This is a genomic window from Pectobacterium cacticida (assembly GCF_036885195.1).
Lineage (GTDB): Bacteria > Pseudomonadota > Gammaproteobacteria > Enterobacterales > Enterobacteriaceae > Pectobacterium > Pectobacterium cacticida.
Genome location: NZ_CP133656.1, coordinates 1,090,839 through 1,116,997, shown reverse-complemented (window position 1 = coordinate 1,116,997; position 26,159 = coordinate 1,090,839). Strand labels below are relative to the sequence as shown.

The 26,159-nt window shown below is 49.6% G+C and carries 24 protein-coding genes and 1 pseudogene; 14 read left to right on the top strand and 11 right to left on the bottom strand.

What is annotated here, in order from left to right:
- Nucleotides 1–225: 225 nt before the first annotated feature.
- The 6 genes from csrA to RFN81_RS05190 form a co-directional block, all read right to left on the bottom strand.
- Nucleotides 226–411, bottom strand: coding sequence for a carbon storage regulator CsrA (gene csrA / locus RFN81_RS05215; RefSeq protein ID WP_005972168.1), 186 nt, complete (start codon nucleotides 409–411; stop codon nucleotides 226–228).
- Between the two features lie 325 nt (nucleotides 412–736).
- The gene (gene alaS, locus RFN81_RS05210) at nucleotides 737–3,364 is read right to left on the bottom strand and encodes an alanine--tRNA ligase (RefSeq protein ID WP_264498100.1); all 2,628 of its coding nucleotides are present in this window, start codon (nucleotides 3,362–3,364) and stop codon (nucleotides 737–739) included.
- A gap of 139 nt (nucleotides 3,365–3,503) precedes the next feature.
- Nucleotides 3,504–3,980 carry a recombination regulator RecX gene (gene recX / locus RFN81_RS05205; RefSeq protein WP_264498099.1) on the bottom strand — a complete coding sequence of 159 codons (477 nt, stop codon included), beginning with the start codon at nucleotides 3,978–3,980 and terminating at the stop codon, nucleotides 3,504–3,506.
- A gap of 45 nt (nucleotides 3,981–4,025) precedes the next feature.
- Entirely contained in the window at nucleotides 4,026–5,096 is a 1,071-nt protein-coding gene (gene recA, locus RFN81_RS05200) for a recombinase RecA (protein ID WP_264498098.1), read from the bottom strand.
- A gap of 107 nt (nucleotides 5,097–5,203) precedes the next feature.
- The gene (pncC, locus tag RFN81_RS05195) at nucleotides 5,204–5,698 is read right to left on the bottom strand and encodes a nicotinamide-nucleotide amidase (protein ID WP_264498097.1); all 495 of its coding nucleotides are present in this window, start codon (nucleotides 5,696–5,698) and stop codon (nucleotides 5,204–5,206) included.
- 205 nt (nucleotides 5,699–5,903) lie between these two features.
- The gene (locus RFN81_RS05190) at nucleotides 5,904–6,239 is read right to left on the bottom strand and encodes a hypothetical protein (protein WP_264498096.1); all 336 of its coding nucleotides are present in this window, start codon (nucleotides 6,237–6,239) and stop codon (nucleotides 5,904–5,906) included.
- 316 nt (nucleotides 6,240–6,555) lie between these two features.
- Between RFN81_RS05190 and RFN81_RS05185 the strand changes: the two genes are divergently transcribed.
- Nucleotides 6,556–7,044 carry an SRPBCC family protein gene (locus tag RFN81_RS05185; RefSeq protein WP_264498095.1) on the top strand — a complete coding sequence of 163 codons (489 nt, stop codon included), beginning with the start codon at nucleotides 6,556–6,558 and terminating at the stop codon, nucleotides 7,042–7,044.
- Between the two features lie 78 nt (nucleotides 7,045–7,122).
- Complete coding sequence (locus RFN81_RS05180) at nucleotides 7,123–7,797, top strand: MarC family NAAT transporter (protein WP_264498094.1); 675 nt, start codon at nucleotides 7,123–7,125, stop codon at nucleotides 7,795–7,797.
- Between the two features lie 171 nt (nucleotides 7,798–7,968).
- Here RFN81_RS05180 and cspE read toward each other — a convergent pair whose 3' ends face one another.
- Entirely contained in the window at nucleotides 7,969–8,178 is a 210-nt protein-coding gene (gene cspE, locus RFN81_RS05175) for a transcription antiterminator/RNA stability regulator CspE (RefSeq protein WP_005976270.1), read from the bottom strand.
- Between the two features lie 234 nt (nucleotides 8,179–8,412).
- Here cspE and RFN81_RS05170 point away from each other — a divergent pair.
- A pseudogene (locus RFN81_RS05170) lies at nucleotides 8,413–8,757 on the top strand (aspartate/glutamate racemase family protein); the annotation flags it as partial.
- A 158-nt stretch (nucleotides 8,758–8,915) separates the two neighbouring features.
- On the opposite strand, the gene ypfM reads toward RFN81_RS05170, so the two are convergent.
- A complete protein-coding gene (gene ypfM, locus RFN81_RS18705; RefSeq protein WP_137739554.1) occupies nucleotides 8,916–8,975 on the bottom strand; it encodes a protein YpfM in 60 nt (19 codons plus the stop codon).
- Between the two features lie 231 nt (nucleotides 8,976–9,206).
- On the opposite strand from ypfM, the gene RFN81_RS05165 reads away from it, so the two are divergent.
- Genes RFN81_RS05165 through RFN81_RS05150 form a run of 4 tightly spaced genes read left to right on the top strand, consistent with a single transcriptional unit; the run spans nucleotide 9,207 to nucleotide 11,578 of the window.
- Nucleotides 9,207–9,584 (top strand): ArsC family reductase, encoded by a 378-nt coding sequence (locus tag RFN81_RS05165; protein ID WP_264498093.1) that lies wholly within the window; start codon nucleotides 9,207–9,209, stop codon nucleotides 9,582–9,584.
- A 1-nt stretch (nucleotide 9,585) separates the two neighbouring features.
- A complete protein-coding gene (dapE, locus tag RFN81_RS05160; RefSeq protein ID WP_264498092.1) occupies nucleotides 9,586–10,713 on the top strand; it encodes a succinyl-diaminopimelate desuccinylase in 1,128 nt (375 codons plus the stop codon).
- Nucleotides 10,710–11,384 carry a M15 family metallopeptidase gene (locus RFN81_RS05155; RefSeq protein ID WP_264498091.1) on the top strand — a complete coding sequence of 225 codons (675 nt, stop codon included), beginning with the start codon at nucleotides 10,710–10,712 and terminating at the stop codon, nucleotides 11,382–11,384. Before dapE ends, RFN81_RS05155 begins: the two co-directional genes overlap by 4 nt.
- 2 nt (nucleotides 11,385–11,386) lie before the next feature.
- Nucleotides 11,387–11,578: a YpfN family protein gene (locus RFN81_RS05150; protein ID WP_264498090.1), complete on the top strand. Its 192-nt coding sequence runs from the start codon at nucleotides 11,387–11,389 to the stop codon at nucleotides 11,576–11,578.
- Between the two features lie 48 nt (nucleotides 11,579–11,626).
- On the opposite strand, the gene RFN81_RS05145 is transcribed toward RFN81_RS05150, so the two are convergent.
- Nucleotides 11,627–12,526, bottom strand: a complete 900-nt coding sequence (locus RFN81_RS05145; protein ID WP_264498089.1) for a LysR family transcriptional regulator — start codon at nucleotides 12,524–12,526, stop codon at nucleotides 11,627–11,629.
- Nucleotides 12,527–12,997: 471 nt separating this feature from the next.
- Between RFN81_RS05145 and RFN81_RS05140 the strand changes: the two genes are divergently transcribed.
- The 7 genes from RFN81_RS05140 (at nucleotide 12,998) to RFN81_RS05110 (ending at nucleotide 22,073) form a co-directional block, all read left to right on the top strand.
- Nucleotides 12,998–14,320: a CitMHS family transporter gene (locus tag RFN81_RS05140; protein ID WP_264498088.1), complete on the top strand. Its 1,323-nt coding sequence runs from the start codon at nucleotides 12,998–13,000 to the stop codon at nucleotides 14,318–14,320.
- 60 nt (nucleotides 14,321–14,380) lie between these two features.
- Nucleotides 14,381–15,721 (top strand): acyclic terpene utilization AtuA family protein, encoded by a 1,341-nt coding sequence (locus tag RFN81_RS05135; RefSeq protein ID WP_264498087.1) that lies wholly within the window; start codon nucleotides 14,381–14,383, stop codon nucleotides 15,719–15,721.
- Nucleotides 15,721–16,020, top strand: a complete 300-nt coding sequence (locus RFN81_RS05130; RefSeq protein ID WP_264498086.1) for an AtuA-related protein — start codon at nucleotides 15,721–15,723, stop codon at nucleotides 16,018–16,020. The genes RFN81_RS05135 and RFN81_RS05130 overlap by 1 nt, the downstream gene beginning before the upstream one ends.
- Nucleotides 16,021–16,170: 150 nt before the next feature.
- Nucleotides 16,171–16,827: an acetate CoA-transferase subunit alpha gene (gene atoD / locus RFN81_RS05125; RefSeq protein WP_264498085.1), complete on the top strand. Its 657-nt coding sequence runs from the start codon at nucleotides 16,171–16,173 to the stop codon at nucleotides 16,825–16,827.
- Nucleotides 16,827–17,474 carry a 3-oxoacid CoA-transferase subunit B gene (locus RFN81_RS05120; RefSeq protein ID WP_264498084.1) on the top strand — a complete coding sequence of 216 codons (648 nt, stop codon included), beginning with the start codon at nucleotides 16,827–16,829 and terminating at the stop codon, nucleotides 17,472–17,474. Before atoD ends, RFN81_RS05120 begins: the two co-directional genes overlap by 1 nt.
- Before the next feature lie 11 nt (nucleotides 17,475–17,485).
- Nucleotides 17,486–18,664, top strand: coding sequence for an acetyl-CoA C-acetyltransferase (locus tag RFN81_RS05115; RefSeq protein ID WP_264498083.1), 1,179 nt, complete (start codon nucleotides 17,486–17,488; stop codon nucleotides 18,662–18,664).
- A gap of 472 nt (nucleotides 18,665–19,136) precedes the next feature.
- Nucleotides 19,137–22,073: an autotransporter domain-containing protein gene (locus RFN81_RS05110; protein ID WP_264498082.1), complete on the top strand. Its 2,937-nt coding sequence runs from the start codon at nucleotides 19,137–19,139 to the stop codon at nucleotides 22,071–22,073.
- 42 nt (nucleotides 22,074–22,115) lie between these two features.
- Here the strand turns inward: RFN81_RS05110 and RFN81_RS05105 are convergent, their stop codons facing one another.
- Both RFN81_RS05105 and RFN81_RS05100 read right to left on the bottom strand, forming a co-directional pair.
- Entirely contained in the window at nucleotides 22,116–24,440 is a 2,325-nt protein-coding gene (locus tag RFN81_RS05105; RefSeq protein WP_264498081.1) for a S9 family peptidase, read from the bottom strand.
- Nucleotides 24,346–26,148, bottom strand: coding sequence for an ABC transporter ATP-binding protein/permease (locus RFN81_RS05100; protein ID WP_264498080.1), 1,803 nt, complete (start codon nucleotides 26,146–26,148; stop codon nucleotides 24,346–24,348). Before RFN81_RS05100 ends, RFN81_RS05105 begins: the two co-directional genes overlap by 95 nt.
- Nucleotides 26,149–26,159 lie beyond the last annotated feature (11 nt).

The following is a 26,159-nucleotide window of genomic DNA, read 5'->3' as shown; positions in this document are numbered from 1 at the left end:
TATTACTTTCCCACACTTATAAGTCAAACAATTTTTCCCACCGCACGATTGTTTGAGCAATTCGCATCCAAGCCGCGTATTTTCACAACAAAAAGTTTGTTTTATCGGCAGAAAAACAGATGGTTACTTATCTTACGACGCGAGGCACACGATAGAAATGAGTACAAGGATTAAAGATAACGGGGAAAAGCAATTGCGTCCCGCAAACACGAGACGCATTGTCAATCAGTATGACGTTGGTTGAGATTTTTCGGCCTGAATACGCTGATAGATCTCTTCACGGTGGACAGAAACCTCTTTTGGCGCATTGACACCAATACGCACTTGGTTGCCTTTCACTCCTAATACGGTAACCGTCACCTCATCGCCGATCATGAGGGTTTCGCCAACTCGACGAGTCAAAATAAGCATTCTTTGCTCCTTGAAAGATTATAAAGAGTCGGGTCTCTCTGTCTCCCCGCCATTATCCATCATGTGCTGTGAAAACGTAAACCTAGACGATGGTATAACCACACTCACCACACTCTGGTTTGTCACTACTTGTTAGTTTAGTCGATATCAGTAGCTTGTGCTTTTGTTAGCACAACCGCAGGACCGCGAATGTAAAACTTCAGAATATCTGAAGATAACATTCTTTCTATCCTACTTTTACACTCTTTCTCGCAGAGAAAAACGCCACAACCAAAAAGTTATGGCGTTTCTTGTCAGATAATGTAAATAAATGTGTTACCTACACTTACAGTTTGGCGGTGACCCAAGCTTCAACGCTTGCCAACGCAGTCGGTAGCGCAGACACCTCTGAGCCCCCGGCTTGTGCCATATCTGGACGCCCGCCGCCCTTACCGCCAACCTGTTGGGCAACAAAACCAATCAGCTCACCGGCTTTTATACGATCGGTCAGATCTTTAGTGACACCTGAAATCAGGCTAACTCGGCCCTCAGTCACCGTTCCGAGGACGATAACAGCAGACCCAAGCTGATTTTTCAGATCATCCACCATCGTGCGCAAAAGTTTCGGATCCACATTGTCTAGTTGCGTAACCAACAACTTCACGCCGCTTACTTCTTTCGCTTTGCCGGACAGTGACGAGCTTTTTTGCGCGGCTTGCTGAGACTTCAACAGTTGAAGCTCTTTCTCAAGCGCACGCGTACGATCTAGAACAGAGCGTACCTTATCCGTCAGGTTGTGACTATCCCCTTTCAGTAGTTGCGCGATATCATGTAGAACGTCACTCTGTCGGTGTAGCGCCAAAAGCGCATTTTCCCCAGTGGTGGCTTCAATACGTCGTATTCCAGCAGCCGTACCCGACTCAGAAATGATGTGGAACAAGCCGATATCACCAGTGCGACTTGCGTGCGTGCCTCCGCAAAGCTCAATGGAAAAATCCCCCATCGTCAGAACTCGCACATGATCATCATACTTCTCGCCAAACAGCGCCATTGCGCCTTTAGCTCTGGCATCATCCAGCGCCATAATCTCAGTTTGCACTATATGATTTCGGCGGATTTGCGCGTTGACAATATCTTCGACCTGACGAATCTGTTCAGGTTTCATCGCTTCAGTGTGCGAGAAATCAAAACGCAAATAACTATCGTTAACCAAGGAGCCTTTCTGTGCAACGTGCTTGCCCAGAACTTGACGTAACGCCGCATGCAACAAGTGGGTCGCAGAATGGTTCAAACGTATGCGATCACGACGTTGATGATCTACGACAGCATCAACATTGTCGTTAACACATAAAGTACCTTGGGTCAGTTTACCGATATGGCCGATTGCCCTGCCATATTTTTGTGTATCCTGAACAGCAAAACAGATACGTGCATTTTTCAGTTCCCCCTGGTCACCAACCTGCCCACCAGACTCACCATAAAACGGTGTTTCGTTCAAAATCACAACCGCTTCATCACCCTCTGAAATCTGCTTAACTTCGCAACCATTATGATAAAGCGCAATCACTCTAGCCTGTTGCTGCGTTCTTTCATAACCACAGAATGGCGTATTTTCATCCACGCGAATAAGGTTGTTATAATCGACATCAAATCCGCTGGCTTCGCGTGCACGCTGACGCTGTGCGTCCATAGCCGCTTCAAAGCCGTCTTCATCAATTTTCAGTCCATGTTCACGACACACATCCGCAGTGAGGTCAAGGGGGAAGCCATAGGTATCATAAAGGCGGAAAGCCGTTTCGCCATCCAGCGTATCCCCTTCCAGTTTTTTAATTTCTTCATCAAGCAGAGATAAACCACGCTCAAGCGTGCGGGCGAACTGTTCTTCTTCCACCTTTAGCGCGTGCTCAACGATTGACTGCTGCTTTTTCAATTCTGCGGCGGCCGGACCCATAACGTCGATTAACGGTGCAACCAATTTGTAAAAAAAGGCATCCGTAGCGCCCAAAATATTACCGTGACGTGCAGCTCGACGAATAATCCGACGCAGAACATACCCGCGACTCTCATTAGATGGCATCACACCATCGGCAATCAAGAATGCACAGGAACGAATATGGTCGGCAATAACACGCAACGATTTATTGGTTAAATCCGTCGTGCCAACTGCATTTGCCACCGCCTCAATTAATGTCTTGAAGAGATCGATGTCATAATTCGAATTGACATGCTGCAACACTGCGGAAATACGCTCTAATCCCATCCCCGTATCAACGGATGGTTTCGGTAATGGCAACATCGTGCCATCAGCCTGGCGATTAAACTGCATGAATACCAGATTCCAGATTTCGATATAACGATCGCCATCTTCATCAGGACTCCCGGGCGGGCCTCCGGCAATGTGTTCGCCATGATCATAAAAAATCTCGCTGCATGGTCCACACGGCCCCGTTTCGCCCATCTGCCAAAAGTTATCAGAGGCGTAGGGACCGCCCTTATTATCTCCGATACGAATAATTCTTTCGCGGGGTACACCGATTTCATCCGCCCAAATGTTGTAAGCCTCATCATCTGTAGCATATACCGTTACCCACAGCTTTTCTTTCGGCAAACCAAACCACTGTGGAGAAGTCAGCAGTTCCCACGCATAGTGGATAGCATCATGTTTAAAGTAATCGCCAAAGCTGAAGTTACCCAGCATCTCAAAAAAAGTATGATGCCTTGCGGTATACCCCACGTTTTCCAGATCGTTATGTTTTCCGCCTGCGCGCACACAACGCTGCGAGGTTGTCGCTCGGACATAACGACGTTTATCCAGTCCGAGGAACACATCTTTAAATTGGTTCATACCCGCATTGGTGAATAGCAATGTCGGATCATTGTTAGGCACCAAAGAGCTGCTATCAACAACCTGGTGTCCCTTACTATGGAAAAAATCGAGAAACGCTTGACGGATCTCAGCGGTGCTCTTGCTCATAATTGTCCTGGAATCAAGCTAGAAGAACAGATCGCGGGCAAGGTTAGTCCAGCATGCTGACGCTACCGAGCAACTCACGAACAAAAAAAGTGGGAATAAGATAAATTTTCTTCAGTGGGAAGTAAAATACCGTGTGGGCTCAATCAGAAAATTTTGTATAAATCGATTGGATCTCTTCATGGGAAAAGCCACGGTAGCGGAGAAATTGCTGATGCTTAATTTTGCTTTTCCATTCATCAGACAGAGGATGCCCAAATTTTCGTTCTGCAACCGTTTTCGCCAATGCACACCAATCAATATCGCTTTCGCCAAATGCCGTAGTTAATATTATTTTATCAACCCCTTTCTGACTTAGCTCGGCCTTGATCCTTTGGGCACCATAACCCTGGCAACTCCTGCTGCTGATATAGCGAAGCGCATAGCGTTTATCATCCAGCCAGCCATGCGCCTTACAATACGCAATAACAGCCTCCACCTGGTCTTTTACTGACGGGTCTGTGGAAGTCCCTGTGCTTTCTGCTTTATCACAATACGCCGCACATTTGCGGCGTATTGTGGCTTCGTTATAATCGCGAACAGAAAGCACATTCATCACATAACGTAATGGTTTATTCATCGATCTGCCCGCTAACGTGCTCTGATATAGCCCATCCAACTACGGTTAAAACTCATCTTTACCTTCGTCAGCGAATTCAGCTTCGGTATCGCTAATGTCCGCGGCTGGCGTAAGCTCATTGCCTTTATGCAACAGCATTTCACGTAATTTTTTATCCAACTCCGCTGCAACCGTGGGATTCTCTTTCAGAAAGTTGCTGGCGTTTGCTTTACCTTGACCGATCTTATCGCCGTTATAGCTATACCAGGCACCAGCTTTCTCAATTAGCTTGTGTTTTACCCCGAGATCAATCAGTTCCCCATGGGTATTGATGCCTTCTCCGTACAGAATTTGGAACTCAGCCTGTTTAAACGGCGCTGCTACTTTATTTTTCACGACTTTAACGCGGGTTTCACTGCCAATAACTTCCTCACCCTCTTTAATCGCGCCAGTACGGCGAATATCCAAACGGACAGAGGCGTAGAACTTCAGGGCATTCCCCCCCGTGGTCGTCTCAGGGTTACCGAACATCACACCAATTTTCATACGGATCTGGTTAATGAAAATAAGCAGCGTATTGGCTTGTTTCAAGTTACCGGCCAATTTACGCATAGCCTGGCTCATCATGCGTGCAGCCAGCCCCATGTGAGAGTCACCGATCTCTCCTTCAATTTCGGCTTTTGGCGTCAGTGCCGCAACGGAATCCACAATGATCACATCAACCGCGCCCGAGCGTGTTAATGCATCACAAATTTCCAATGCTTGCTCACCGGTATCCGGCTGAGAGCACAACAAATTATCGATATCCACACCGAGCTTTTTCGCATAAATCGGATCCAACGCATGCTCCGCATCGATAAACGCACAGGTTTTGCCTTCACGCTGAGCAGCAGCAATCACCTGTAACGTCAGCGTCGTTTTACCGGAAGACTCTGGGCCATAAATCTCAACGATACGCCCCATAGGCAACCCACCGGCACCCAAAGCGATATCAAGGGATAACGAACCTGTAGAAATAGTTTCAACGTCCATTGAGCGATCTTCGCCCAACCGCATGATGGAACCTTTACCGAATTGCTTTTCGATTTGGCCCAGCGCTGCTGCAAGTGCCTTTTGTTTATTCTCATCAATAGCCATTTCTGCTCCTGTCATGCGGCGTAAAGTGGTTGTCTCTACGCGGCAGCTTAATCATGAATTACCGGATAATTAATGACATTATACTGTATGCGCATACAGCATCAAGATTATTTTTTCAGGAATGCATCGAGTAGCGTTTGTAACGCAAAGTGAACAGATTGCAAACGTACCGCATTTCTATCTCCACTAAACCGCATTGTTCGCGCCAATACGTTCCCCTGTTTATCGATAAAGCCAAACCACACCGTGCCCACAGGTTTCTCTTCAGTCCCCCCATCAGGGCCAGCAACGCCGCTAATTGATACGGCGAAATCTGCATCGGCAGCACTTAAAGCGCCGGCCGCCATTTCACAAACGACAGCTTCACTCACCGCACCATAACGTTCCAATGTTTCTGCATGCACATTAACTAAGCGCTGTTTAGCTTGGTTACTGTATGTTACAAACCCATAGTTAAACCAACCCGAACTCCCCGCCACATCGGTAATAGATTTAGCCAGCCAGCCCCCAGTGCAGGATTCTGCACACGTCAATGTGGCGCTACGCGCCTGAAGTTTTGCCCCCACCAGGGCACTTAACTGCAAAATGTTTTCTTCCATCATTGCCGACTCATCTTAATCAACGCCTGTTTAATCAGGGTAACACTTTTCCTTGAAAAAGACGTTCCACCGCGCGGAATGCGAGACGCATAGCAAAAAAAGAGGAGAATGAAAGGAATTCCGATAGTACTTGGAAAGTAAACTCCACAGTTCGGATTAAGATAGGGAGGACAGCATGTGACAAAACATTATTTAAGATTGAACAAAATTACATACAGCCAGCACAACTGGTGCATCGCCAGTCTTCTTTATTAATTGCTTGAAAGAAAAATCTAAAATTACACTCCTCAAGTGGGACATTATTAACTTCAAAAGCATCAGCTAACCAGTCAATATTTTCCAGTATCCAATCATCCTCATCTAATCCATCCCGATAAGTCTCATCATCAGGATCGATAATGGAGTAGATGCCCTGAGTTCCCATATGATTTTCTTGATATTTTTCAGATAATGCAAAAACACTTTCTTTATAGGAAATTAACCAATGGCCGTGACAAAGCAAATTGCCATTACGACTCCACTTAGCAAGAAATGGATTACTCATTGTTATTCTCACCAGCAAAAAACGCTGATCAAAACCGTAGCATGGCATATTTAAAAAGTAAACAACCAATATTTAATACTTTATTAAAGACCTAACAACATGAGTATAAATATCGATTACACCTAATGGGTATTAAAATTTCAGCAATAAATTGACGAATATCATTTTATATCAGACTAACGCAACAGCAAAAAAGGAATTACACCTATAAAAATGGCGCGAGGAGTGACCATTATCGTTGTGCCAAGGCTCTCGTTCAGTCAAAATGATGTACATATGCCCATTACGGGGTAATTTCCATTAGGGAGGATAATGCGTGTTCCCCTCTTTTTTAAAAAAAATTTCGGCGCAAGACGACAACTACGCCAATACCATAAGCGGCAACATTATGATCAATCGCCCTGCTGAGCGTCTATACGAGCTTTGGCGTAAGCCGGAAACATTGCCGATCCTAATGGGGCACTTCGCCAGTATAGAGATACTGAATGATACTGACTCAAACTGGCGGATAAACACGCCAATTGGCGCACTTATTGAATGGCAAGCTCGTATTATCGACGAAAAATCCGGAGAGTATATTCACTGGCGTTCACTTAAAGGCGCGCGCGTCCCCAACGAGGGTAGGCTTTCTTTCCAGCAACCTACTCCGCAAATGGGTACCGTCGTCACGCTGACGATTCGCTATAATCCTCCCGGAGGATTGATCGGGAGGAAGATCGGCCAAATGTTTGATCTGTTTTCACGCGATATGTTGACGAAGACGCTCCACCGTTTCAAAAAACTGGCGGAAGATGAGCTCGCCTAAATAATGTCGGTAAGGATAACAAAGAGTAATCACTCACCGCGTTTTCGATCTACTGCTTTCTCATAAAGAGGAAATAGAATGCTGGAATTGATTCAAACTGTCGGTCTCGGCCTGATGCTAATCCTGCCTCTGGCAAACCCACTGACAACCGTGGCGGTATTTTTAGCGATGTCCAGTAACATGAGCCAAGAAGAGCGAGATCGTCAAATCTTTCAGGCTTCGCTGTATATCTTTATTATTATGACTGTTGCCTACTATGCAGGCCAGATCGTGATGAATACGTTCGGGATATCTATTCCTGGATTGCGTATCGCTGGCGGGCTCATTGTCGCATTTATCGGCTTTCGAATGCTTTTTCCGCAACAACATCCAGAACATGCCCCGGAGATTAAAAGCAAAAAAGAAGAGATGGATGGCAGTTTTTCCGCCAATGAGGTTAATATCGCCTTCGTGCCACTGGCGATGCCCAGCACCGCCGGGCCAGGAACCATTGCTCTTATTATTAGCTCTGCATCACAAATTAAGAGCGGCGTCGATATTACGCCCTGGGTGATTACCGTTGCCCCCGTGCTCACATTCATTCTGATTAGCGTTATTGTTTGGCTCAGCCTGAAAAGCTCTGGACTGATTATGCGCCTGATAGGCAAAAGCGGCATTGAAACCATTTCAAGGCTAATGGGATTCCTGCTGGTGTGTATGGGAGTACAATTCATCATTAATGGTACGCTGGAAATCGTCAATTCTCTTCATTAAATTAATAATTATATCAATAAGTTGCCTGGATATTTATCTATCCATAATAGAAGTGATGTGCGGGGATTATCGAACGGCTTTTTGCTAAAAATAAATTGTATTATGGAAAAAAGATTGTATTCCACGCAAAAAAAACCCGCCGATGGCGGGTTTTTCACGAAATCGGTATAATTAAATAGCGTTAACGTTAGCAGCAGAAGGACCTTTGGCACCATCGGTGATTTCGAACTCTACACGCTGACCTTCAGCCAGAGTTTTGAAACCATTGCTCTGGATGGCAGAGAAGTGCACAAACACGTCTTTGCTACCGTCTTCTGGAGTAATGAAACCGAAGCCCTTGGACTCATTAAACCACTTAACACTACCTTTAATCTTAGACATCAAACTTACCTTTACATGAATGAAAGACACAAAATCTGTGTCACGTACAGTACAGCAATAGATTGGCCTTTTGTCCAGTTGAAGTTGGATAAAAAGTGATAAAAATCGCTAAAAAGATGCATTAGATGGCCGGACGGCTCCGGTTTATCGGTACGCTCAATACAAAAACGCATCTATAAACGCTTTCTTTACTTTTACCATCGCAAGGAAATTGTCATGGTAAGTAAAGCACAGGGTTTGCTCTGCACCCGCCATACCATGGAGCAGGATTTTTACCGCCTGCGCATTCAGGAACGATTTGGTGTGGAGGTCGTGGTTCCCGACCATGAGGGGAAAGAGATCGTTAACCGCATCATTTACGACGAACTCTGTCTAGGGAACATTAACGACGTCTCACGGCAGGCCTATCGCGGCATTATCCAGCAGCTTGAACAGCAAGGCGCAGAAGGCATCATCTTGGGTTGTACAGAAATTCCGTTACTGATCGGTGATCAGGATGCGATAGTTCCTCTTTTTGATACCAGCAAGCTGCACGCGATTGCGGCAGCAAAATTTGCACTTAACCAATCATCCATATGAATTAATTGAATAAAATAGAAATCACCCACAAACTTAATAATACCCTCTTTTATTCACTCAAGTTTCCTCTTTTTGCATAAAAAAAGCAGCATGAGAGACTCAATACTGCTTATTCGTATGATTTTATGCCTGGGATGCAATGACTAGCAGTACTTTTATTATTTGCGTAACATTGCTTCAATAAAATCTTTCCAAGTACTCACTTCTACTTCTACCATGCGAACCTCTTGTCAATCAAAGACCGCGCATTATACGCACACTTTTTAATCAGGAAAAGCGTTATGAAAGTATAAAAAGTGTACTTCCACCAATTTCTGCCACACAGTTCGCAGTAGATCTCCCCGTCATTTTTCGGCATGCTGGATCATCGCACGATCGGACCCGCGGGGCCATGCTGTCCGGTACAGCTATCGTCATGCTACACAATAAACAGAAAGGATTTTACCGCTATGGCGCTGACCATGTATGGCATTAAAAACTGTGACACCATAAAGAAAGCGCGCCGTTGGCTGGACGAACAACAAGTTGCGTATCACTTCCATGATTATCGCGCCGATGGGCTGGATGAACAGCAGCTACAGCGCTTTATCAACCAACTGGGGTTTCGGGCCTTACTCAATACACGTGGGACAACCTGGCGTAAACTCAGTGAAGAACTGCGTGAACATATCAACGGCGATACACAAGACAGCGCAAAGGCCGCTAAAAAGCTCATGCTGGAGCAGCCAGCGGTCATTAAACGACCGTTACTGATTGCCGACGATGGCAATGCGCTGCTGGGATTTAGTGTTGACAGCTACCAGAAATTTATTGCGGAGAATACATAACGTGTCTTGCCCAGTCATAGATCTCGCTCAACAGTTGATTAAACGCCCTTCACTCAGCCCGAATGACGAGGGCTGCCAGGCGCTCATGATTGAACGCCTGACGGCGATAGGCTTTACCGTCGAAACCATGAATTTTGGTGATACCCAGAATTTCTGGGCATGGCGCGGCACAGGAAAAACGCTGGCCTTTGCCGGACATACTGACGTGGTTCCCAGCGGGGATGAAAGTCAGTGGCAGTACCCGCCGTTTGAACCGATCATCCGCGACGGCATGTTGTATGGACGCGGCGCGGCGGACATGAAAGGTTCACTGGCCGCGATGGTGATTGCCGCCGAGCGCTTTGTCGCCGCCCACCCGGATCATCAAGGGCGTCTCGCATTTCTGATTACCTCGGACGAAGAAGCCAGCGCTATTAATGGAACGGTAAAAGTGGTCGAGGCGCTGATGGAGCGCCACGAGCGGTTGGACTACTGTCTGGTAGGTGAACCGTCCAGTACGCATATCGTGGGCGATGTAGTAAAGAACGGTCGTCGCGGCTCTATTACAGCGGATTTGCACATTCATGGCGTACAGGGCCACGTTGCCTATCCTCATCTCGCGGATAATCCGGTTCACCGCGCGGCACCGGCGCTAAACGAACTCGTTTCCACCGAGTGGGATCGGGGTAACGATTTCTTCCCACCCACGACCATGCAAATCGCCAATATTCAGGCCGGCACCGGCAGTAATAATGTCATTCCCGGCGAACTCTTTGTGCAGTTCAATTTTCGCTTCAGCACCGAATTAACGGATACGTTAATCCAACAGCGCGTGGCGGAACTACTCGACCGACACCAGCTTAATTACACTATTAATTGGAAACTCTCTGGTCAGCCGTTCCTGACCGCACGGGGCGAACTGGTCGATGCCGTGGTAAATGCCGTCAAGCACTACAACGAAATTACCCCGGAACTACTGACGAATGGCGGCACCTCCGATGGTCGTTTTATTGCCCGCATGGGCGCGCAGGTCGTTGAACTGGGCCCTGTCAATGCCACGATCCATAAAGTGGATGAATGCGTCAGCGCGGCAGATCTGCAACTGCTGAGCCGGATGTATCAGCGCATTATGGAGCAACTCATCGCATGATGACGCCAGCAATGTTAACCGGGAAAAGCGACCAACATCTGATCGCGCTTGACCGTCACCATCGGCTTCAACCCGAGGCGGCAACGGCGTTTCGGGCACTGCAACAGGCGGCGAAGACGGCAGGATTCAACTTGCAGCCTGCAAGTTCGTTTCGCGATTTCGCCCGCCAACGTCAGATCTGGAACAGCAAGTTTCGCGGCGAGCGTCCCGTGATGGATGCAAACAGCCAGCCTCTGGATGTGTCCTCTTTGGGCGAAGGCGAGCGCTGTGAAGTGATTCTACGCTGGTCAGCCATGCCCGGTGCCAGCCGTCACCATTGGGGCAGTGATTTGGATATCTACGATCCCGATTTATTACCCGCTGGCGGTTCGCTCCAACTGGCGCCATGGGAATATGAAGATGGCGGCTATTTTTCTGCGTTGAACGCATGGATGAGTGCGCACATGCATGAATACGGTTTTTATCGGCCCTATGCGCACGATCTTGGCGGTGTCGCAGTCGAACCCTGGCATATTAGCTATTATCCCTTAGCAAAATATGCGGCAGAACAGCTAACGCCCGACCTCTTGCTTACCGCCTGGCAAGATGAAGATATCGCTGGCTACGCTTGGCTTTGCCAACACTTGCCACAGCTGTTTACTCGTTACATTCATAACGTTGATGAGGCATGAGCATGGAATGGTTGGCTGATTACTGGTGGATAATCCTGATTATCCTGGTAGGAATGCTGATTAATGGCATAAAAGAGTTGCGTAACGTTGACCATACGCGTTTTCTGCTTAACAAACCGAAACTGCCCCCACATCGTGACAACAACGATAAATGGGATGATGAAGACGACAATTGGCCAAAGAAAAAGCCCTGATTCGGGGCATTGTCACACCGTCTCCCGCACAGTGAGCGGTCCGAGTTATCACGCGGCGGGAATAAAATTTTCGGCTCGTTCCAGCAGAAAATCATAAAATTCTTTCGCACACACTGAAAGCTGGCGCGCTTTGTCCGTTACCAGATAAATGCCGCGCTGTAGCGATAAATCCCGAAACGGGACAATCGCAATATCTTTGTGCTGGAACTGGAACAGCGTCAGCCCCGTAACAATACTCACGCCATAATTAGCCGCCACCAGCCCCATCATAGTTGTCAGTTGACGCACCTCCAGTATATAAGTCCCCCCTTCTGGCTCGATAAGCCGATCGGTATATTGCCGGATACTGGTGCCTTTACAGAATCCGACAAACGGGTACGCCACCACATCAGCGACATCAACACTTTCGCGCTGCGCCAACGGATGGGAATGATGACAGATAAGATAAAATCTGTCGGCAAACAGCATACGGGAGCTAAACGTTCCTGCCGACGGCTGGCCCGCCGTCAGCGCCAGATCGGCGCTTCCATCCAATACCGCTTTCAGACAACGATCCCACTGCGTATCCAGTAGCTCAACCTTAATCTTAGGGTACACGCGGTGGTATTGCGCTAGCACCTGAGGCAACCACTCCACCGCCATTGATGGCAGTATTGCCAGCACAATCTTCCCTTTATATCCGGTAGCGTAAGATTTAATTTCATCAACAGCATCATCATGGGTTTGTACCAAACGACGGGCAATATCAATGAAATGAAGGCCATCGGCATTGAGCTGCACTTTACGTGTATCACGGTCGAATAACCGATAGCCGACTTCCTCCTCCAGCCCCGCAATTAATGAACTAAATGCTGGCTGTGAAAGATTTATTTTCTGCGCGGCTCTCGTGAAATTATCCGTTTCTGTCAACGCGATAAAAGCGCGTAATTGTTTTATCGATAAGTTCATAATGTTTTCGTATAAATAAAACCCAGTCTCCAGCATTAAAATAACAAAAACAATATGGATTAACGATAAATTTCATTTTTATGATCCCTACCTCATTTATTAAAACCTCCTAAACCAAAATTATCATCCATAAGAAATCGCATTACTGATTAATATCACGAGCCATAAAAACCAATTAGACAAAAAGGCCACAACAAACCATATAAATCAACCAATTAAAATTAATAAGAAAAACAAAATAATTAATTCTATCGACAAATAAAATAAACTAATTAGATTTACCAATAAAACCATTTCGATTATGGATTAGTATAAAGACAATCCCAGGTGATAAAAATGATTCAGACAAAAAAACAAAACAACTCTGGGAAAAGCATTCTTTTCTTATTTGTTAATTATTACATGGATTGTTATTAGGTTGTTTAATTTTTTGTAAAAGAAACCATACAATTATACTAATGAGGAGTTTTTATGCTAGCTCTCATCGGGGTGCTAACCATAGCCACCTTGCTCTTTTTTATCATGACAAAACGAATGTCACCTCTGGTCGCACTTATTGTCATTCCCGTTCTCGGCGCTCTCGCAGCAGGAAGTGGCACCGATACGGCGAAATATGTGGTGGATGGTATTACTAAGCTGGCGCCGATGGCGGCAATGTTTGTTTTTGCCATTGCGTTCTTCGGCGTAGTAACCGATGCCGGCATGTTTGATCCTATCATTAAAGGTATCTTACGCATGGTCGGCACCAGTCCGGTAAAGATCATTATCGGTACGGGCGTATTGGCGCTGATTGCGCATCTGGATGGTAATGGTGCCGTCACCTTCCTCATCACCATTCCAGCAATGCTACCGCTTTTTAACAAACTCGGTATGGACAAACGTATTCTGGTCGGCATTACCGCACTCAGCGCGGGCGTTAATTTCCTGCCGTGGACCGGGCCGATGATCCGCGCCGCTGCGGCGTTAAATACGACAACGCACGACCTCTTTATTCCGCTCATTCCTGCGCAACTCTGCGGCCTGACCTTTATGGTGCTCATGGGCTATTACTGGGGCAAGAAAGAAGAAAAACGTCTGGGATTGGCAGCGGGAAATCCGCTGGCAGGCAGCTCGCCGACCATCGCGCCTGAAGTGCATGTTAAAGAGTTAAGTGATGCGGAGAAAGCGCTGCGTCGTCCGAAGATGTTCTGGGTCAATATTGCCTTGGTACTAGCCGTTATCGGCACGATGGTATTTACCCGAATTTCGCCGACGGTCGCCTTCATGATCGCGCTAACGCTGGCGCTGATGTTCAACTATCCCAACGTTGAAATGCAGAAAGAGCGTATTAATGCCCATGCTAAAGCCGCATTAATGATGGCCAGTATCCTGTTTGCCGCAGGCGCGTTCACGGGCATCATGGGCGGTTCTGGTATGTTGAAAGCCATGTCGCTCGCGGCCGTTAACTTCGTACCTGAATCCTTTGCCTCCCACATCCCGTTTATCGTCGGCCTGATCGCTATGCCACTGAGTTTGGTATTCGACCCGGATTCATACTATTTCGGCATCATGCCCGTGATTGCCCACACCGTGGACATGTTAGGTATTCCACCGATTCAGGTAGCTCAGGCGTCCGTCCTCGGCCAGATGACCACGGGTTTCCCGGTCAGCCCGTTAACCCCAGCCACTTTCCTACTGGTCAGCCTGGCAGGCGTTGACCTCGCCGACCACCAAAAATTCTCTATCCCTGTGCTCTGGGCCGCAAGCGTCATCATGACGTTCGTCTGCGTTCTCTTCGGCGTCTTTCCCTTATAGGAAACACATCGTTTCTCATCGAGAACGCTAACAGACACATTCATTGATAAAGGTAACATTATGAAGACACTTCGTATTGGTTCCGGCGCCGGCTATGCTGGCGATCGTATCGAACCCGCTGTAGAACTCGCGCAAAAAGGCGACATTCACTATCTGGTATTCGAATGCCTGGCAGAGCGCACTATTGCCATTGGCCAAAAGCAGAAACAGCAGAATCCAGAAAAAGGCTACAACGAGCTGCTGGCTGACCGCATGCACGCCGTGCTGCCAATCTGTCTGGAAAAAGGCATCAAGATCATCACCAATATGGGATCGGCGAACCCTGTCGCCGCGGGCCAACGTGTGCTGGAAATCGCTAAATCACTCGGCGCACATAAACTGAAGATTGCCATCGTGACCGGTGACGATGTGCACTCAGTGCTGATCGCACAGGATTCCAAATTGGATGAGATCGGCCAGCCGGTTTCACGCTGTGGTAAAGACATTATTTCCGCTAATGCCTATCTGGGCGCTGATGCATTAGTAGAAGCGCTGCGTCAGGGCGCGGATGTCATTATTGCGGGCCGCGTTTCCGATCCGTCACTGTTTCTGTCCGCCATGATGTATGAATTCAATTGGGCGGCTGATGACTGGGATCGTCTGGGGAAAGGCACCTGTATTGGTCACCTCCTGGAATGCGCAGGCCAAATCACTGGCGGTTACTATGCCGACCCCGGCATTAAAGATATCCCGAATCTTGAGCGGTTAGGCTTCCCGATCGCGGAAATTAGCGAAGATGGTCATGCAGTAATTACCAAAGTTGAGGGTTCAGGCGGTTGCGTTTGTGTGGACACCTGCAAGGAGCAACTGCTATATGAAATTCACCGTCCCGATAGCTATATCACCCCAGACGTCATTGCCGATTTCAGTCATGTCACTTTTACGCAGGACGGTGAGAATCGCGTACGTGTTCAGGGTGCCACCGGACGCGCTAAGACCGATACGCTAAAAGTCTCTGTTGGTTATCAGGATGGATTCATCGGCGAAGGCGAAATCTCTTACGCTGGCCCTGGCGCCGTAGCGCGTGGCCGCCTGGCGCTGGATATTGTTAAAGGGCGTTTTGCGCTGTGTCAGATTAACTTTCAGGAAGTGCGCTATGACCTGATCGGCGTTGATGCCCTGCATGGCGCACAACGTTCTAAAAGCAGCGCGCCCTATGAGGTACGCGCGCGCGTCGCGGCACGTTGCACCTCCAGAGCACAGGCGGTGAAAGTGGGCAATGAAGTGGAGACGCTCTACACCAACGGCCCCGCAGGCGGCGGCGGCGTTAATAAATCCGTAAAAGAAATACTGGCGATGGATTCTACTCTGCTGGCTCGTTCCTTCGTCACCCCCGCCGTTGATTACCTGGAGATTAAATAATGAAACTACGTGAAATAGCACACTCCCGTACTGGCGATAAAGGCAACACGTCCAATATTTCGTTAATCGCTTACCGGCCGGAAGACTATGCCGAGTTGAAAGAAAAAGTGACGGCAGAAAAAGTGAAGGCCTGGTTCGCCGATATCGTAACCGGTGATGTTGTCCGCTTTGAAATACCCAGTATCGGCGCACTAAACTTCGTCATGTATGGCGCTCTCGGCGGTGGCGTTACGCGCTCGCTGGCGCTTGACATGCACGGCAAAGGATTAAGTTCAGCCATATTAGATATGGATATTTAATCCAGTAATTGGAAATAGGGGATGGGGTTAATTAACCCTACCCTATTCTTAACAGCCACTCTTATTCGCCGCCACGATAATCGGGATACACAATCCTGAAGGTATTCGTGCAGCTATTTTTAGAGTAATTACCTTCAGAGTAAAAATGCAATGAATAATAAAGTCATTGATGCCCACCAATTCCGCAATTATTTATTCGACGGAATGACAATTATGTTCGGTGGGTTTATGGGCATCGGAACACCGAAATTATTGGTAGATGAGATCATAAAAGCTGGCGTTTCTCATTTAACACTCATTGGCAATGATACCGGGTTTGTCGATACTGGCGTTGGGCCACTCATTGCTAATGGCCAGGTTAAAAAAGTCATCGCTTCACATATTGGCACCAACCCGGAAACCGGACGCCGCATGCTTTCTGGCGAAATGGACGTCGAACTGGTGCCGCAAGGAACGTTAGCAGAGCGTATTCGCAGCGGCGGCGCGGGTCTTGGTGGTTTTTTAACGCCGACTGGCGTGGGTACGATCGTTGAAGAAAATAAACAGAAAATAACCATTAATGATATTACCTATTTATTAGAGTTGCCTATTAAGGCGGATCTCGCGTTATTACAGGCCGGTATTGCCGACACCAGCGGAAATCTGATTTATCACCTCACCGCCCGTAATTTCAACCCACTCATTGCGCTCGCGGCAAAGAAAGTCGTTGCGCAATGCGAACAAATTGTTCCGGTTGGTCAATTGTCTCCGGAATGTATTGTCACACCGGCAGCACTGGTCGATCACCTTTATTTGGGAGAGCAATAATGGATGCGAAAGAATTAATCGCTCGCCGCGTCGCGCTGGAGTTGAAAAACGGCGACGTGGTGAATCTGGGAATTGGTCTACCCACCAAAGTCGCGAATTACGTACCACACGGCGTTGAAGTCACCTTCCAATCTGAGAATGGTTTTTTGGGATTGGGCCCGGTGACCGAGCCGGATAGCAACCTGGTCAACGCCGGAGGTCAGCCATGCGGCATGGTGCCGGGCGCGGCGATGTTTGACAGCGCGTTTTCCTTTGCGCTGATTCGCGGTGGTCACGTCGATGTCTGCGTGCTGGGCGGTTTGCAAGTTGATGAACACGGTAGCCTCGCCAACTGGATGGTGCCCGGAAAAATGGTACCCGGCATGGGCGGCGCCATGGATCTGGTCGTCGGCGCGAAGAAGGTGATTATTGCCCTTGAGCACTGTGCCAAAAATGGCGACGCGAAACTATTGCACCGGTGCACCTACCCGCTAACTGCCGTCAATAAAGTCAGCATGGTCGTTACCGAATTAGCCGTCTTCCAGTTTATCAACCAGCACATGGTGCTGACTGAAATCAGCCCTGACATCACCTTAGACGCACTGCGCCAAAAAACCGAGGCGAACTTCATCGTGTCCGCCGATGTAAAACCCTTCAGCATCCATTAATCGAGGCGATCATGAACGACTCCGTTGTTATTGTTTCAGCCAAACGCACCGCGATTGGCAAATTCGCAGGTAGCCTGGCGAACACTTCCGCGATTGAAATGGCATCCGCGACTATTCGTGACTGCCTGTCGACGTTACCGGACACATTAGCGATCGATGAGGTCATCCTCGGCAACGTACTGCAAGCTGGGCTGGGGCAAAACCCCGCGCATCAGGCCAGTCACGCTGCTGGACTTTCCGTAGAAACGCCATCGCTCACCGTTAGTAAAGTGTGCGGTTCGGGTCTGAAAGCCGTGGTGCTGGGGGCACAGTCTATTCTGTCCGGCGATAATCAGGTTTGCGTGACGGGCGGAATGGAGAACATGAGTGCCGCGCCTTACTTGTTGGAAAAAGCACGGCACGGTTACCGCATGGGGAACGGCAAACTCATCGACATCATGATCAACGATGGTTTGTGGTGTGCGTTTAACGATTATCACATGGGCACCACGGCGGAAAATATCGCCGAACGTTACCAGCTCACACGTGAAGATCAGGATCGGGTGGCGCTGGCCTCTCAGCAGAAAGCCGTCGCGGCGATCGAGGCCGGTCGTTTCAACGCTGAAATCACCCCGTTGACGTTGCGTAATAAAAAAGAGACGCGAATCTTCGATCGGGATGAATACCCGCGAGCCGATACCACGCTCGCCTCGCTTGCCGCATTACGTCCAGCGTTCTCCGCCAACGGCACCGTGACGGCTGGCAACGCATCTGGCATTAATGACGCTGCCGCGACGCTGGTGTTAATGCGTGAATCTGAAGCGACAAAACAGGGAATTACGCCATTGGCACGTATCCGTAGCTGGGCCTCTGCCGGCGTGCCGAGCGAGGTGATGGGGTTAGGGCCAATTCCGGCGACGCAGAAAGCCCTGATCAAGGCCGGGTTAACGATTAGCGATATTGACCTTATTGAAGCGAATGAAGCCTTTGCCGCACAGTTTCTGGCCGTACAGCGCGATCTTCAGCTCGACCCGGAAAAAGTGAATGTTAACGGCGGCGCGATCGCACTGGGCCATCCTATTGGCGCGAGCGGTGCGCGTATCCTCGTCACACTGGTCCACGCGCTGCACAGTTATAACAAAACGCTGGGGCTAGCAACGCTATGTATCGGCGGCGGGCAAGGTATCGCGATGATCGTCGAGCGCGTGTAGCACCACGTCCCTTCGATTAAAACGGTATTAGATTACCGATCTGTCCGTATAGCATAGTGTGGATATGGGATGAAGGTAAAAGCCAATAAACACATTCTTATTATGCGCGAACCATACGGATGGAACGCTTATCCCTGGTGGTTATCGCCAGAACAAAACGTGCATCTATCGCAACGAATATACCTTGCGGCATCGGGCGACAGATCACAATTGCAACATTCACCTTAGGGCGTTATTCCAACATGATAGCGCCCTGATCCAGCAAAAATAACAGAGTCTCACTGTCACTTTCCTGTGTTTATTGCACAAAGATCGGTGAAGGGGAATAAGGCTAATCTCTAGCCGAAACCGTTTTTCGTGCAAATAAGGTTTATTCACCAGAATAACGCCTCTCATTAGCAGCAATTGGCTTGCCAAATCCCTGTTTTTCCTGGGAGGCGGTTCCGTGCTCTAAAAATACAGGGAAAATATAATGACATCAGCACAGCTATTTTCATCAAATAAAGCCATCTTGTTAAAAAAGAGCGTATCCAGGCGGTCAGTCATCGCTGCCCATATGAGTCTTGTGTTACTGGTATTGGCTGGCTGCGGCAGTAGCGGAGGCGGTGGTGGAACCGCCAGCATCGCGCCGACGTCGCCCTCTCCCGCCACGCCAACCACACCCACCACGCCGGAAACGCCGATATCTTCTGCCGTTAAAGTCGGAATTATCGACTCTGGTTTGGAAGCAGGCCGCCCAGAATTTAATTACAGCCATCTGCACTTTTCAACGTTTGTCGGCGATAACACTCAAGTTAACGATAATCAGGGAGTGAATGGGCACGGCACACTGGTAGCTCTGGCGCTAGCAGGCCTTGCAACGGAAAAATCTGTGGGCGGCATTGCGCAGGATAGCGAACTTTATATTGCGCAAACATCGTTAAATAACCGTATTAGTCACCAAAACACCACCCAAGCCGTAAATTGGCTGCTCGGTTCAGGTGTGAAAATTATTAATATGTCCTACGCTGCCGATGCACGATTGACGACGACCGAAGCATTTAACCGTGCCAAAGATAATCCTGACTACCGCTTAATTCGTGACGAATTAAAAAGCATCGTCAATGCTGAAGCGCTGAGTATTGTCGCTACAGGAAATGATGCGGGTTCAGTACCGTCACCGAATACCCAAATTCCACTCATTTTTGGTGAAAGCGCGTTGCAAAAGGGTATTTTGGCCGTGACGGGTTATATTCCAGAATGGGTTGGGCAAGACGGAACAGAACGTCCTGCTGAACTTTACCTTTTTGATAAATGTGGCAACGCCGCCGCTTACTGCATGAGCGCGCCAGGTTATGTCGATTACCCTCTGGCCAACAGCGACACAATAGAGCGAAGTCACGGTACGTCGTTTGCAACGCCGCGTGTTACCGGAGGGGCGTCACGCGTCAACGCGATTTACCCATGGATGACCGGCTACAACCTCCAACAAACGTTGCTCACTACCGCGACCTACCACACCGATGGATATACGCGCTACGACGCAGAAAATGCTTACTATGAAATCATCAAAGACAGCGATGGCAATATTACCGGGAGTATCTTTCATCCCGCCTATATTTCCGTCGCTGACACCGCCAACGGCCGTCCTTATAACGACACTTTTGGCTGGGGCGATCTCAACGTCGATAAGGCGATGAAAGGCCCGGCGATGTTTTATGCCGATAACTTCACCGCTCGCTTAACGGCGGGCGACTACACGTTTGCTAACGATATCAGCGGTGATTACGGCCTGATTGTCAACGGCGCCAACAATGCGGGCGGCGTTCTGCATTTAACCGGCAGTAACACCTATAGAGGCGACACGCTGATTACCGCCAACAGCCTGTTCATTGACGGCTCAATCGCGGGTAACGCCAGCGTGTCCGGCTCCGGCACGCTGGCAGGCAAAGGACGTATTGGCGGCAATGTAAGTAACACCGGGACCGTTGCTACCACCACGGTAGGCGGGCTGACCGTCGCAGGCAATTACACGCAGGGCAGTTCCGGCCTGCTGAGCGTAACGTTAGCCACCCCATTCACCGTTGAAGGCCGCGCAGCGCTGGATGGTGGGCTGCGTGTTGGTTTGCCTAATAATACCTATGTCGTTCAGGCACAAGAAACGCTCTTGCACAGTCATCAGGGCATTAGCGGCACGTTCAGTAATCTCGACCTCGGCCTGTTCCTGACCGGCAACCTAACCTACGGCAGTAACGATGTGATCGGCGCTTTCAGCCGTCTGAATACCGTTGATGCGGTAACCGCCAGCGGCTTAAGCAGTGCTGCACAGTTGCAAACGGCGGCCAATATCGAGTCAGCATTACAGGTCGCTGACCGTTGGTCTTCCCAATCGTCAACGTCCGCACAACAATCCGGTTTGCTGGCGCAGGCCACAGCGTTTCAACGGTTAGGTAGCGCGAGCGCCGCCGCCATTGCGCTGGATTCATTGTCCGGTCAGGCGCATGCGTCCAGCAACGCCATCCTGTTTAACAGCCTGGATTATCAAAATCAGTTGCTGAACAACCGTCTGGATTTATTGGGAAGAGAGAAAAGCTACGGCCTGTGGATTGAGACGGGCAAGTTGCGCGGTGACCTGAAACAGTCCGGCTATCTGGGCAACCATTACGACATCACGCTGACCGCCATCGGCGCAGATACCGATTTCGGCGCGCCAGGGTTACGCGCCGGGATTGCCTATACCAACAGTCAGATCAAAGCCGACTACGACGGTAGTGGCGGCAGCAGTGAGAATGAGCTGCACGGGGTGATGAGCTATGCCCGTTATAACCTCACGCCAGAATGGTACGTTCAGGGAAATCTGAGCTATCAGCGCGGCCACGATAAGCTGAAGCGCGCTATCCTGTTGGGCAATGTCGAGGCCGTTTCCAGCCGCACCTCAAGCGATAGCTGGCAGGGTCTGCTCAAAACGGGCTACGATCTGGCGCTCAACGATATCTTTAGCGTGCAGCCCTATGCCGGGCTCAAATACAGCCACCTGTCTACTGGCGGCTTTACAGACACCGGCAGCGCACTCGGCCTGACGGGAGAAGGCGACGACTATTCTCGCACCGTTGGCCTGACGGGAGTGAACCTGAGAGCGCTGCTGCAATGGAATCAGGGATGGTGGAGCAGCGTCGGCCTTAGCGGAGAATATCAACACGCGTTTAGCAACCCGTCGCTCGACGTTTCCGCTCGCTGGCGCGGGCTTGGCCGTGAAGGAGAGCGTCTCAATATTCCGGGCATTCGACTGGATAAAGACTCGCAGTGGGCGGGCGTGAGGCTGGACGTGGGTAAAGCCGCCGATGCCCGTTTCTTCCTGCGTGCTGACAAACACTTTGCCGATCGCGGTAACGAAGAAGTGCTGCGCGGCGGGGTTGACGTTTCCTTCTGATAGCCATGACGCCGATGATGACATCGGCTAATCCTTTTAGCGTCAGGGTGATTGCTCCACCGGGCTATTCCAGTCGGGTGTTTTTCGCCCTGCGAGATGACGAATAAAAAAGTCCCACATCAGTCGCTGACCGTATGCACTGCTGCTTACACCATGACCGCCACCGGGCATGTAGAACAGGTCAAAATCTTTATTGGCTTTAATCAACCGATCGACAACCTGCATCGTTGTGGATGGATCGACGTTTTCATCCAACTCCCCGACCATAAGCAACAATTTACCCTGTAAACGCCAGGCATTTTCTGCATTGGAAGACGCCGTATACTCCTTGCCTATTGGCCACCCCATCCACTGCTCATTCCACCAGATTTTATCCATGCGGTTATCGTGACTGCCTGAATCCGCCACTGCGACAGTATAAAATTCAGGATGAAAGAGCAGTGCTGCCATCGCGCTCTGGCCCCCCGCGGAAACACCGGTAATACCGACGCCACGTGCAATGTCATACCAGGGATACTGTCGTGCTACTGCCTGATGCCACAGAATCCTATCGGGGAAACCCGCATCCTTTAGGTTACGCCAGGCGACATCGTGAAACGCACGCGAGCGATTATTGGTGCCCATACCGTCAATCTTTGCCACAGCAAAACCTAACTCGGTCAGGGGTTCGGGCCAAAAGGAAAAATCTTTCGGCACAAAAGAGCCATGTGGTCCGGCATAAATACCTTCAATGACCGGATATTTTTCATCCGCGTTAAGATGACGCGGCGGATAGATCATTCCCCAGATTTCGGTTTTTCCGTCTCTACCCGGTGCCATAAACGGAACAGGCGGACGCCAGCCAGCAGAACGCAAGCGACTGATATCAGTGGTGTTAACGCGCATAACGGCCCGATTATCGGTCGTACGATAGAGCGTGGTGATCGGCGGCAGATCGTAGCGCGAGTAGGTATCGATATAATAATCGCCGTTGGGTGAAAAATTCAGCGTGTGGTTGGCGGATTCCGGTGTTAATGTCGTCAGCCCGCTGCCGTCAAAACCGATTTTATAGCCGTGTGTGTAATAGGGATCTTCACCTTGATTGATACCTGATGCACTGAAGTAAATAACCCGATTTTTTTCATCAACCCAGTTAACGGCGCGTACCACCCAATCACCCTGGGTAATGGCATTTTTCACTGTTCCGGTTACCGCATCATACAGGTACAGATGCTGCCACCCACTGCGCTCTGAAGCCCAGACGATCTCTGTACCGTTCGCCAGATCGTGCCGGTAATATTTACCGCTACCGGTCAATACCCCTGTCAGCGGCATATAATCGATAAACGTGTCCGCTGTTTCGTTAATCAGCGTGCGTGCCTGGCCCGTTTCACTATCTACTTCAATAACCCGATATACCTGATGGCCACGCTGATTATATTCAAATGTAAAAGTACGCCCGTCTTTGCGCCACACGGGATATGAGAGCGAATAAGGATTCGGAAACAGTATAGGTTCAATAGCCGTCATTCGGCGTGAAGCTACCTCAACCACGACGGGTTGAGGGATATCCAATACATCGCCCGGTTTAGGGTAGACAATCTGACGGTGTTTCGGCTGTAACTGGTCTGTGGGGGAGGATTCAATATAGTGAACATAACGTTTCTCAGCCCGCTGTATGCGAAACATCACCAGTTTCGTACTGTCCGGAGACCAGCTCAATCTCTCGATCTCGTACTCATTCTCCGCTGTTCCATCCTGCGTGATGGTGGTCCGTTCACCATCCTGCTTACCAATCAGCACCAGATTGTGATTATCAACGATCGCCTCCCATTTACCATCGGGCGATATCCGGCTCTGGTACGCGGGAACCTCTTGCTTTTGTTCTGCTGATTGGGAGAGATCGGACACAACCCGACATTGGTAGCGATGAATATCACAACCAAGCAGCCGTGCCCCGTGAGGGATAAATAACAGTTTTGCCTGTTCGTTATAATCAACCTGTTCAAACGGCAGAGTCGTCGCCGTCACTGGCTTGGTGAGCAATGGGGTGAGCGCCTGCGCCAACCGCTCATGATCGAAAGCAGGCTGTTGCGTCTGGTTGGCAGCATCCACCCGCACAAACTCATAGCCGCCAGGCTGCTCCGCCGTTGCGGCAACCGAGCGGCGGTAGACAAAAGATCGACCATCCGGCTGCCACACCATCTGCCCTGGATAATGGTCAATCAATGTCCGATAATGCTGCCCCAATGCTTTAATCCGATGGTAATCCTCGCGGTTCAGATCGGGCGACTCATTCGCCACGCCAGGCAAGGCCACGCTCGTTAAAATCACTATCAATACGCTGATAGTGTGGCGCGTTATCGCCAGTCTGGTTTTCCCTGTCATAATAGTTATTACTTCCGGTTCGCGGTGTCAGATGTAAATGGTGAGTATGGAAAGCGGCCAGCGTTTCCCGATGTGCCACGCTGATAATGGCACTATTAGGCAAACCGTCAATCAGCGCCTGATAAATCCGCTGCTCTGTCTCGGAGTCGAGCGCACTAGTGGCTTCATCTAGGAAAATAAAATCGGGACGATGCAGCAAAGTACGTGCTATTGCCACCCGCTGCTGCTCACCGCCTGATAACCGCTGTTGCCAGCGATCTTCATCATTCAGTTGTTCGGCCATATTCGGTAATGCGCTGTCTATCAGCGCCTGCCGACATGCCTCATCGCTAAAATCACGCGCATGACTGGGGTAACACAACGCGGCTTTCAGCGTGCCTGTCGGAAGGTAGCTTTTTTGCGGTAAAAACAACGTACGACAGCGGCGAGGCCGCGCAATCGCCCCGCTACCGTGCTGCCATAACCCGGCACAGGCGCGCAACAATGTGCTCTTACCCACCCCAGACGCCCCGTCGATCATCCAGCGTTCTCCCGGCAATACTTGCCAGTTGTCTAATGCTGCTAGTGCCCGACCATCCGGCGTGAGCAACTGCAGGTTATGGCAGGAAAAATCAGAGCCATCGTGCTCCGTAATTCGAATGGGCGATGGCGACAGCTCGCTTTTATTCAGCGCTTCTTCCATATCCTGCAAACGCTTCGTCAGCGCCAGCCAGCGCGTGAAGGACTGATACGCCTGCATAAAGTAACTTAGCGTCGCACCGAGGGAGCCGTAGGCCATCTGAATCCGGGTGAGATCGCCAAAGGTGATCTCACCACGTAATAGTTGTGGTAAAGCCAGTAGGGTCGGTAGGGGGGAAAGGAAATGGCTAAACAAACTCTGGCCAAACGACACTTTGAAACCACGCAGCAGCACGGCCAGCGCATTGTCACGCACGCGTGAAAAGCGCTGGGCAAGCCGCTCTCCTTCGCGCGCCCCCCCGTGGTAGAAAGCCACCTGCTCTGCGTTTTCGCGCAATTGCACCCCCAGAAAGCGGAAGTCTCCTTCCGCATTCTGCTGGTTCATATTCAGCTTAATCAGTGACTTACCAAGCCAGTGTGACAGCGCGACCTGAAGTACGTACTCGATATACAGGGCATAGACCATGTAGCCGGGGATCGCCCAGTCACTGCCCATAAACGAAAAACGCAGCACTCCAGACACCGACCACAGCAGCGCCGTGTACGTGACGGTGCTGATGATGACCGAGATAATGCTGAGAAAAAAATTCAGCGAAGCCGACACCAGCTCGTTAACGTCATCGGCGATACGCTGATCGATATTCGGTAGCGCACCGTCCCTTTCTATTTGGTAATAAGCCGATGTTCCTGTCCACCGCCGAATGTAGTGGAGCGTCATCCAAGTTCGCCAACGTAATGCCAGATACCCTTGAGCAAGTACATTTGTCCACTTCAGCATCATGGCCCCCAAACCGAGCAAAAAGCTGAAAATAAATAACGGTTTTATTTTCGCCCAATCTAGTCCTATCAATGCATCAGTGAATTTCCCGGCTATCCGGTTCGCCTCCACATTGATATAAGCCGTACCCAGATTAATGCTAATAATCATCGCCAGTATGAGCAGCGCCAAATATTTTTCTGGCGTCTGCCAATAGGGCATCAGAATCTGGCTGATACCCGGCCTTGCCATACTTGTCTCGCTTGCGTTCATGCGCCGTATCT